Raw genomic sequence first — 613 nt, 5'->3', positions numbered from 1 at the left:
AGTGACAAAGACCTTTGAAAACTGAACAAGACGAACCAATGTGCAGGGCACTACAACTAAGGTTGTAGTACTGAACAATGAAAAAAACAATAAATCTGTCAGTGACAGAAATGAGTGAGAACTCAAACTTTTAATGAGAGTTTGATCCTGGCTCAGGACGAACGCTGGCGGCGTGCCTAATACATGCAAGTAGAACGCTGAAGGAGGAGCTTGCTTCTCCGGATGAGTTGCGAACGGGTGAGTAACGCGTAGGTAACCTGCCTGGTAGCGGGGGATAACTATTGGAAACGATAGCTAATACCGCATAANAGTAGATGTTGCATGACATTTGCTTAAAAGGTGCAATTGCANCACTACCAGATGNACCTGCGTTGTATTAGCTAGTTGGTGGGGTAACGGCTCACCAAGGCGACGATACATAGCCGACCTGAGAGGGTGATCGGCCACACTGGGACTGAGACACGGCCCAGACTCCTACGGGAGGCAGCAGTAGGGAATCTTCGGCAATGGACGGAAGTCTGACCGAGCAACGCCGCGTGAGTGAAGAAGGTTTTCGGATCGTAAAGCTCTGTTGTAAGAGAAGAACGAGTGTGAGAGTGGAAAGTTCACACTG

1 rRNA gene is annotated in these 613 nt (G+C 48.5%); it reads left to right on the top strand.

Going from position 1 to position 613, the window contains the following annotated elements:
* Positions 1–129: 129 nt before the first annotated feature.
* Positions 130–613 (top strand): 16S ribosomal RNA (locus tag D8848_RS10740); the annotation flags it as partial.

Origin of the sequence: Streptococcus mitis (genome assembly GCF_003942775.1) — a bacterium.
Taxonomy (GTDB): Bacteria; Bacillota; Bacilli; order Lactobacillales; family Streptococcaceae; genus Streptococcus; species Streptococcus mitis_CN.
This window is presented reverse-complemented; position numbering and strand designations above follow the sequence as displayed.